We start from the raw sequence: 2,500 nt of genomic DNA on the forward strand, positions 1-2,500 counted from the left end.
TACAAATGCCATAGATACACAGAATTCTGTCACATCGATAAGTATCGGAATGTCTGTTGACTTTTTCCCGCCTGTAATGGTTTGACTGTCAAATAATTTATCAAAAAACAGTGCTTTCAAAATTCGTCATCTAGCTCAAAATATTCAACTTTTGATCAGCCTGTTTGGTCTTTTTTCTTCCCCTCGATTTTCTCTCCCGGCAAAACCACAGGTCCTAGGGGTCGAAAGCTAAGACTTTGTTCGCTAAACTCTATGACCTTATCGCATCAACCCTAAGCTTTCGACCCCTAGGAGCTGGGGTTTGGGCGCCCATTTCTTGAACCGAAGAAACGTTGAATGTGTAATGTGTTGATATTCAGGAAGATACAAAAATTCTTCAAAATTCACGTATTTGAGGCATTCTTACATCGCAATTTCAAATACGCAAGTCTCATGAGGGTTCTTGTCCGTAAAATTCAAAACCCCTCTTTTGTTGTACATGTCGTAGAATGGTAAAAGTAGTGCTGATCTTATTTTTCTTTAATCCTTATATATTATTTTAATCTTTAATCCTTTATCCTTATATATTATAATGTGTACGTCCACGGAATTAAGCTTTCATTGTCAAAGAACGCGCAAAATTACAGTTTTTTGTATTTTTTTTCTTGAAAACATTTGGAGGTTATGGATATTTTGTATACCTTTGCACTCGCTTTCAAACAAACGGAAGCAGCCAAATAACGTTGGTTATGAGGCTTAAGAGAAAGAGTTCTTTGAAAAGATTACATAGACAGAGAAGTAGTACAAGAAGCGTTCACATATTATAGATATGTGTGAATGGGTAACAAAAACGAACCGTCAAGTTTAGTTTTTGTCCAGGCTTTAAACCGACTTCAATAAAAGGATAAGCGTCCTTGAAACAGAGACAAATAATCTATTCAATTAGATATTCAAAGATATTTTACAATGGAGAGTTTGATCCTGGCTCAGGATGAACGCTAGCTACAGGCTTAACACATGCAAGTCGAGGGGTAACATGAAGAAAGCTTGCTTTCTTTGATGACGACCGGCGCACGGGTGAGTATCGCGTATCCAACCTGCCCATAAGTAGGGAATAGCCTTGCGAAAGTAAGATTAATGCCCTATGGTTTCCATTAAAGACATCTGAGATGGAATAAAGATTTATCGCTTATGGATGGGGATGCGTCTGATTAGGTAGTAGGCGGGGTAACGGCCCACCTAGCCGACGATCAGTAGGGGTTCTGAGAGGAAGGTCCCCCACATTGGAACTGAGACACGGTCCAAACTCCTACGGGAGGCAGCAGTGAGGAATATTGGTCAATGGACGGAAGTCTGAACCAGCCAAGTAGCGTGCAGGATGACGGCCCTATGGGTTGTAAACTGCTTTTTTAGGGGAATAAAGTTAGCCACGTGTGGTTATTTGCATGTACCCTACGAATAAGGACCGGCTAATTCCGTGCCAGCAGCCGCGGTAATACGGAAGGTCCGGGCGTTATCCGGATTTATTGGGTTTAAAGGGAGCGCAGGCCGTTTGGTAAGCGTGTTGTGAAATGTCCGGGCTCAACCTGGGCACTGCAGCGCGAACTGCCAGACTTGAGTGCACAGGAAGCGGGCGGAATTCGTGGTGTAGCGGTGAAATGCTTAGATATCACGAAGAACTCCAATTGCGAAGGCAGCTCGCTGTAGTGTTACTGACGCTAAAGCTCGAAAGTGCGGGTATCGAACAGGATTAGATACCCTGGTAGTCCGCACGGTAAACGATGGATGCCCGCTGTTTGCCCTTCGGGGTGAGTGGCTAAGCGAAAGCGTTAAGCATCCCACCTGGGGAGTACGCCGGCAACGGTGAAACTCAAAGGAATTGACGGGGGCCCGCACAAGCGGAGGAACATGTGGTTTAATTCGATGATACGCGAGGAACCTTACCCGGGCTTGAATTGCAGATGACGGATCTAGAGATAGTGACTTCCTTCGGGACATCTGTGAAGGTGCTGCATGGTTGTCGTCAGCTCGTGCCGTGAGGTGTCGGCTTAAGTGCCATAACGAGCGCAACCCTTCTCTTCAGTTGCCATCAGGTAGAGCTGGGCACTCTGGAGACACTGCCACCGTAAGGTGTGAGGAAGGTGGGGATGACGTCAAATCAGCACGGCCCTTACGTCCGGGGCTACACACGTGTTACAATGGCCGGTACAGAAAGTCGGATGCCCGTAAGGTCATTCTAATCAAGAAAGCCGGTCCCAGTTCGGACTGAGGTCTGCAACCCGACCTCACGAAGCTGGATTCGCTAGTAATCGCGCATCAGCCATGGCGCGGTGAATACGTTCCCGGGCCTTGTACACACCGCCCGTCAAGCCATGAAAGCCGGGGGTGCCTGAAGTCCGTGACCGCAAGGGTCGGCCTAGGGCAAAACTGGTAATTGGGGCTAAGTCGTAACAAGGTAGCCGTACCGGAAGGTGCGGCTGGAACACCTCCTTTCTGGAAGAGATGCTTATTTAGAAGTAAG

1 rRNA gene is annotated in these 2,500 nt (G+C 46.5%); it reads left to right on the forward strand.

Features of this window, described 5'->3' with window-relative positions:
• Positions 1–942 precede the first annotated feature (942 nt).
• A 16S ribosomal RNA gene (locus tag L6469_RS00005) occupies positions 943–2,472 on the forward strand.
• Positions 2,473–2,500: the final 28 nt, after the last annotated feature.

Origin of the sequence: Segatella baroniae B14 (genome assembly GCF_022024235.1) — a bacterium.
GTDB classification, from domain to species: domain Bacteria; phylum Bacteroidota; class Bacteroidia; order Bacteroidales; family Bacteroidaceae; genus Prevotella; species Prevotella bryantii.